This window comes from Mixta sp. Marseille-Q2659 (assembly GCF_940807255.1).
Taxonomy (GTDB): Bacteria; Pseudomonadota; Gammaproteobacteria; order Enterobacterales; family Enterobacteriaceae; genus Mixta.
Map to the genome: position 1 here is coordinate 1 of NZ_CALNWY010000058.1, position 6,526 is coordinate 6,526.

The following is a 6,526-nucleotide window of genomic DNA, read 5'->3' on the forward strand; positions in this document are numbered from 1 at the left end:
AAACCAGGTCGAGACGGTTATCGCGTGCCGGAACCAGCAGTTGCTGAACCGACTGCGGCCAGGCCTGCTGGTCATCCGCCGTCAGGCGCGCCAGCCAGGTTTCGCCCGGCTGATGTAGCAGGCGATGCTGCGGCGTCACGCGGTTTTGGCTGTCGATAATCACCCGTACCGGCTGGCGTAAATTTTCCTGCGGATAATGCGCCTGCGTTGCAGCGCCAAGCTCTTCCCAGCGCACCGTTAATGCCGGATCGTCCGCCAGGACGGTGGCGCTGCTGCTCAGAATCGCCGAGCATTGCGCGCGCAGACGCTGCACATCGCGGCGGGCTTCCGGCGAGGTAATCCACTGACTTTCGCCGCTGGCCATTGCGGTACGGCCATCCAGCGAGGCGCCCATTTTTAGCTGTACAAACGGGAAACCGGTACGCATGCGCTTTAGAAAACCCCGGTTCAACGCTTCCGCTTCCGCCATCATTAAGCCGTGGCTGACATCAATGCCCGCCTGTTGCAGGCGATAAAGGCCGCGTCCGGCCACTTCCGGGTTGGGATCCTGCATCGCCGCAACTACGCGGCTTACGCCTGCGGCAATCAGCGCATCGCAGCATGGCGGTGTACGGCCATAATGGCTACAGGGTTCCAGCGTAACGTAAGCGGTCGCTCCCTTTGCCCGATCGCCTGCCATGCGCAGCGCATGCACTTCCGCATGCGGCTCGCCAGCGCGCTGATGCCAGCCTTCACCCACGATAACGCCATCACGCACGATGACGCAGCCGACGTTGGGATTAGGCGTAGTGGTAAAACGGCCGCGCCGCGCAAGCTCCAGCGCGCGCGCCATGTAATTTTCATCACGCATAGCTTAATCCTGTAAACGGGCGATCTCTTCGCCAAATTCACGAATATCTTCAAAGCTGCGGTAGACGGAGGCGAAGCGGATATAGGCGACCTTATCGAGCTTTTTCAGCTCATCCATCACCAGGTTGCCAATCATTTTGCTGGGGATCTCGCGCTCGCCAGTAGCGCGCAGCTGCGTTTTAATATGGCTGATGGCATTCTCAACCGCATCCGAACTCACCGGACGCTTTTCCAGCGCTTTGACCATACCGCTGCGCAGCTTATCTTCATTGAAGGGTTCGCGAACATCGTTGCTTTTAATCACGCGCGGCATCACCAGTTCCGCTACTTCGAAGGTGGTAAAACGTTCATGACAGTCCAGACATTGACGGCGTCTGCGCACTGAGGTGCCTTCGCCAACCAGACGGGAATCAATCACTTTGGTATCCACAGCGGAACAGAATGGGCAATGCATGACGTATCCTGATTCTTCACGAAATTAAACCTTAGTGTACCCTGAAGCCCCTGACAACCAAAGCCTCCGCGGGCTGACAGCGCATTTTTCTGTGCGGCCCGCCTGCTTTTTCGCCCTCCTCCGCGCTTTCACCTAAGCTTGTTAGTAAAAGCATTAAAAGGAGAGTGAAAATGAAAAAGGGGCTTTTACTTTTACCATTCCTGACTGCCGCGCTGCTTAACGGCTGCGCTGCGCCGCCGCCGGCGAAAACCCAGGCGCTGCATGGTGAGGTTAATCAGTTAAATCAACAGGTGGCGCAGCTGACGAATCAGGCCAGCGCGCTGGAGCAGCAAAATCAGTTGAACAGCCATTCAACGCAGGGCGCCTGGCTGCTGCCCGCCGCGAATACGCGCGTGGAGTTAAAAAGTCTGGTGGGGCCGCTGATGCTGTCGCTGACCCGTATTGAACCGGAAGCAAGCGGTACGCGTGCGCTGTTAACGCTGCGCGCCGCGGGCGATCGTCCTCTCCAGAGTTTGCGTATGCAGGTTGAATGGGGCGAACTGGATGCCGCTACCGGTAAGCCGCTGGCCGCCAGCGCGCTTTCCCAAACCATTGAGGTACGCAACACGCTGGTGCCGCAAAGCGAACAGCCTGTTCCGTTGCGCCTGAGCGGTCTTTCACCTCAGCAGTTGGGCTACGTCAGGGTGCATGACGTCGAGCCGCTTACGCCGACCAATGCAGCGCCAGCGGTGGTATCCGCACCGGCACAGTGAGGCGATGGCGCAACTGGCCCTGGAACAGAAACGAAAAAAGGCCGCTTACGCGGCCTTTTGCTTTACTGCTTGCGCATGCTTTACGGCAGGATAGAAGGCTGATCGGCGCCCTCTTTCTCTACCTTCTGCTGCAGCATATGTTCACGCTTCATACCCAGTTTCAGCGCCAGCGCCGAAGCCACGTAGATAGAGGAGATCGTACCGATGGAAACCCCGATCAACATGGTCAGCGAGAAGCCTTCCAGCAGCGCGCCGCCGAAAATAAACAGCATCAGCACCACCACCAGCGTCGTCGCCGAAGTCATGATGGTACGGCTCAGCGTCTGCGTCAGAGAAACGTTAACGATCTCATACGGCGTGCCGCGACGGATCTTACGGAAGTTCTCACGGATACGGTCGGAAACCACAATACTGTCGTTCAGTGAGTAACCGATAACCGACATCAGGGAAGCGATGATGGTTAAATCGATCTCAATATGGAACAGCGACAGGATGCCGAGCGTAATGATCACGTCGTGCGCCAGCGCCAGCACCGCACCGAGCGCCAGACGCCACTCAAAGCGGAAGCCGACGTAAATCAGGATACAGATTAGCGCCACCAGCAGTGCCATGCTGCCAGCCTGCGCCAAATCAGATCCGACGCTGGGACCAACGAACTCAATACGCTTTACGGTCGCGTTTTGACCGGCAGCCTGGTTAATGACCGAAACAACCTTGTTGCCCAGTTCCTGGCCAGCGTTACCCGCATTCGGCGACAGACGAACCATCACGTCACGGCTGCTGCCGAAGTTCTGCACCTGCGGTTCAACAAAGCCTGACTTTTCCAGCGCGCCGCGTAGCGTATCCAGCTCCGCCGGTTTTTCCAGGGTAATTTCAATGACGGTACCGCCGGTGAAATCCAGCCCCCAGTTAAACCCGCGCACGCCCATGATGATCACTGACGCGATCAGCAGCAGCCCGGAAAGGGTAAAGGCCAGCGTATCCCAGCGCATAAAGTCATGGACTTTACGGCCATAGTTTAATTGTTCAACACTATATTCCTGTGCCACAACCTACTCCTCAGATAGACAGCTTGTTGATGCGTTTGCCGCCATACAACAGGTTAACAATGGCACGCGTACCGACAATGGCGGTGAACATGGAAGTTCCCACGCCGATGGCGGTAGTAATGGCAAAGCCCTTAATCGAGCCGGTGCCAACCGCATAAAGAATAATCGCGGTGATCAGGGTGGTTACGTTAGCGTCAACGATACTGGAGAACGCGCCTTTATAGCCCTCATGGATCGCCTGCTGAATGGTACGGCCATTCTTCAGCTCTTCCTTGATACGTTCATTTATCAGCACGTTGGCATCCACCGCCACCGCCAGCGTCAGCACGATACCGGCAATACCCGGCATGGTTAGCGTGGCGCCCGGCAGCAACGACATGATACCGACGATCAGGATCAGGTTGGCAACCAGCGCGGTGGTGGCGATAACGCCGAACTTTTTATAGTAAACCACCATAAACACGATAGAGGCGATCAGGCCCCACAGGCAGGCTTCCAGACCCTGCGTGATATTCTGCTGCCCCATGGTCGGACCGATGGTGCGCTCTTCAACAATCTGAATCGGCGCAATCAACGCACCGGCGCGCAGCAGCAGCGACAGCTGACGTGCTTCGTTCGGGTTGTTGATGCCGGTAATACGGAAGCTGTTACCCAGACGCGACTGAATATTCGCCACGTTGATCACCTCTTCCTGTTTCACAAGGATAGAGCGACCGTTGGCGTCTTTTTTGCCACTGTCTTTATACTCCACGAACAGCGTCGCCATCGGCTTACCAATATTGTCTTTGGTAAAGTTCGACATGGCGTTGCCGCCTGCGCTATCGAGGGAGATGTTAACCTGCGGCTGGTTATATTCATCCATGCTGGAGGTAGAGTCGGTGATGTGGTCACCGGTCAGAATCACGCGTTTATACAGTACGACCGGCTGGCCATCGCGCGTGTTCTTCACTTCGGAATCACCCGGTACGCGGCCTTTCGCTGCGGCAGTCGCATCTACCACGGTATTGACCAGACGGAACTCCAGCGTCGCGGTCGCGCCCAGAATCTCTTTCGCGCGTGCGGTGTCCTGAATACCCGGCAGTTCAACCACAATGCGATCAGCGCCCTGACGCTGTACCAGCGGTTCGGCTACGCCGAGCTGGTTTACACGGTTACGCAGGATAGTGATGTTCTGTTGAACCGCATACTCGCGCGCTTCGCGCAGACGCTCGTCGCTCATAACCGCGCGCAGCATATTATCGCCACGGCTGCTAATCACCAGATCGCGATGACGCGTTGTGAGGTAACTTACGGCGTTATCGCGCGCAGCGGCGTCACGGAAACGAATTTCCACGCCATAGTTATCGATTTTGCGAACGTTAGTGTAAGGAATGCCTTTATCGCGCAGATCGCTGCGCAGGCTGTCGGTATTCTGCTCTTGCAGTTTGCCGAGTGCGGTGTCCATATCCACTTCCATCAGGAAGTGTACGCCGCCGCGCAGATCGAGACCGAGCTTCATCGGCTCTGCCGCCAGCATTTCCAGCCAGCGCGGCGTAGCTGGTGCCAGGTTAAGCGCCACCACGTAATCTTCACCCAGCGCCTTCATCAGCGCTTCGCGGGCGCGCAGCTGCACATCCGTATTGGGGAAACGCGCCAGGATAGCGCCTTCTTCCAGCGCAATGGACTTGCTCTGAATATGTTCTTGTTTTAAGACGTTTTGGATCTGGTCCAGCGTTTGCTCACTGGCGGCGCTTCCGCGCGCGCCAGTGATCTGAACGGCCGGATCCTCTCCATAAAGGTTGGGAAGTGCATACAGCAGACCGATGGCAAGTACCACGATCAGCATAATGTATTTCCACAAAGGATAACGGTTTAACACGGCAGTTCCCTTAGGGAAAACAAAGAATTACAGCGCCTTCATTGTACCTTTCGGCAGGACGGCAGCCACGAAATCACGTTTGATAACCACTTCATTGTTATCGTTCAGAGCGATAGCGATGTAGCCAGTTTCAGCCACTTTCGTTACGCGACCAACCAAGCCTCCGGTGGTAAGAACTTCATCGCCTTTCGCAATGGAATCCATCAGTTTTTTATGCTCTTTCGCGCGTTTCTGCTGCGGACGCAGGATCATAAAGTAAAAAATCAGGCCGAAAACCACCAGCATAACGACCAGAGAATAGGGACTTCCCTGCGACGGTGCGCCAGCTGCTGCCACTGCGTCAGAAATGAAAAAACTCATCAACTTTCCCTCATTGTTTAATTATCAATCATTTAATGGCGGAACCGCTTTACCCGTCCGCGCATAGAACTCGCTGACGAAGCACTCTAATTTACCTTCTTCAATAGCCTTGCGTAAACCCGCCATCAGGCGCTGGTAATAACGCAGGTTGTGAATGGTATTCAGACGCGCACCGAGTATTTCGTTACAACGATCGAGATGGTGCAAGTAGGCGCGGCTGTAATTGCGACAGGTGTAGCAATCACATTCCGCATCCAGCGGCGAAGTATCATCTTTATGCTTAGCGTTACGGATTTTCACCACGCCGTCAGTCACAAACAAATGACCGTTGCGCGCATTGCGCGTTGGCATGACGCAGTCAAACATATCGATGCCGCGACGCACGCCTTCCACCAGATCTTCCGGCTTGCCCACGCCCATCAAATAGCGCGGCTTGTCTTCCGGGATTTGCGGGCAGACATGCTCCAGAATGCGATGCATATCTTCTTTTGGCTCACCGACCGCCAGGCCGCCCACAGCGTAACCATCAAAGCCGATCTCCACCAGACCTTTAACAGAGACATCTCGTAAATCTTCGTAAACGCTGCCCTGAATAATACCGAACAGTGCATTTTTGTTGCCGAGCTTATCGAAATGATCGCGGCTGCGTTTCGCCCAGCGCAGCGACATTTCCATCGAGCGTTTGGCGTAATCCCAGTCCGCCGGGTACGGCGTACATTCATCAAAGATCATCACGATGTCGGAGCCGAGATCGTATTGAATCTCCATCGACTTCTCAGGATCGAGGAAGATCGCATCGCCATTGATTGGGTTGCGGAAGTGAACGCCCGCTTCGGTGATTTTACGAATGTCGCCGAGGCTAAAGACCTGAAAACCGCCGGAGTCGGTAAGGATCGGCCCCTGCCACTGCATAAAATCATGCAGGTCGCCGTGCAGCTTCATAATTTCCTGGCCCGGACGCAGCCAGAGGTGAAAGGTGTTGCCCAGCAGGATCTGCGCGCCTGTCTCTTTCACTTCTTCCGGCGTCATGCCTTTTACCGTGCCGTAGGTGCCTACCGGCATAAAGGCCGGGGTTTCTACGACGCCACGATCGAAAACCAGACGGCCACGACGCGCACGGCCATCTTTCTTATCAAGTTCAAACTTCACGTTGCCTCCACCAGAGAAACAGTCTGGCATGGTTAAATACCACGACGCCTGACGG

General features: G+C 55.7%; 7 protein-coding genes. 1 reads left to right on the forward strand and 6 read right to left on the reverse strand.

Going from position 1 to position 6,526, the window contains the following annotated elements:
* A partial coding sequence (ribD, locus tag P3C52_RS20575; protein ID WP_275556724.1) for a bifunctional diaminohydroxyphosphoribosylaminopyrimidine deaminase/5-amino-6-(5-phosphoribosylamino)uracil reductase RibD occupies window positions 1–850 on the reverse strand: 850 nt, incomplete at its 3' end.
* 3 nt (window positions 851–853) lie between these two features.
* Complete coding sequence (nrdR, locus tag P3C52_RS20580) at window positions 854–1,303, reverse strand: transcriptional regulator NrdR (RefSeq protein ID WP_038627640.1); 450 nt, start codon at window positions 1,301–1,303, stop codon at window positions 854–856.
* 170 nt (window positions 1,304–1,473) lie between these two features.
* On the opposite strand from nrdR, the gene P3C52_RS20585 reads away from it, so the two are divergent.
* Window positions 1,474–2,055, forward strand: coding sequence for a DUF3251 domain-containing protein (locus tag P3C52_RS20585; RefSeq protein WP_275556725.1), 582 nt, complete (start codon window positions 1,474–1,476; stop codon window positions 2,053–2,055).
* An 80-nt stretch (window positions 2,056–2,135) separates the two neighbouring features.
* On the opposite strand, the gene secF is transcribed toward P3C52_RS20585, so the two are convergent.
* The 4 genes from secF to tgt are packed head-to-tail and all read right to left on the reverse strand — an operon-like array spanning window position 2,136 to window position 6,471.
* Window positions 2,136–3,104, reverse strand: coding sequence for a protein translocase subunit SecF (secF, locus tag P3C52_RS20590; protein WP_275556726.1), 969 nt, complete (start codon window positions 3,102–3,104; stop codon window positions 2,136–2,138).
* 10 nt (window positions 3,105–3,114) lie between these two features.
* Window positions 3,115–4,962: a protein translocase subunit SecD gene (secD, locus tag P3C52_RS20595; protein WP_275556727.1), complete on the reverse strand. Its 1,848-nt coding sequence runs from the start codon at window positions 4,960–4,962 to the stop codon at window positions 3,115–3,117.
* A gap of 27 nt (window positions 4,963–4,989) precedes the next feature.
* Window positions 4,990–5,322, reverse strand: a complete 333-nt coding sequence (gene yajC / locus P3C52_RS20600; RefSeq protein WP_275556728.1) for a preprotein translocase subunit YajC — start codon at window positions 5,320–5,322, stop codon at window positions 4,990–4,992.
* Between the two features lie 24 nt (window positions 5,323–5,346).
* The gene (gene tgt / locus P3C52_RS20605) at window positions 5,347–6,471 is read right to left on the reverse strand and encodes a tRNA guanosine(34) transglycosylase Tgt (RefSeq protein WP_275556729.1); all 1,125 of its coding nucleotides are present in this window, start codon (window positions 6,469–6,471) and stop codon (window positions 5,347–5,349) included.
* Window positions 6,472–6,526 lie beyond the last annotated feature (55 nt).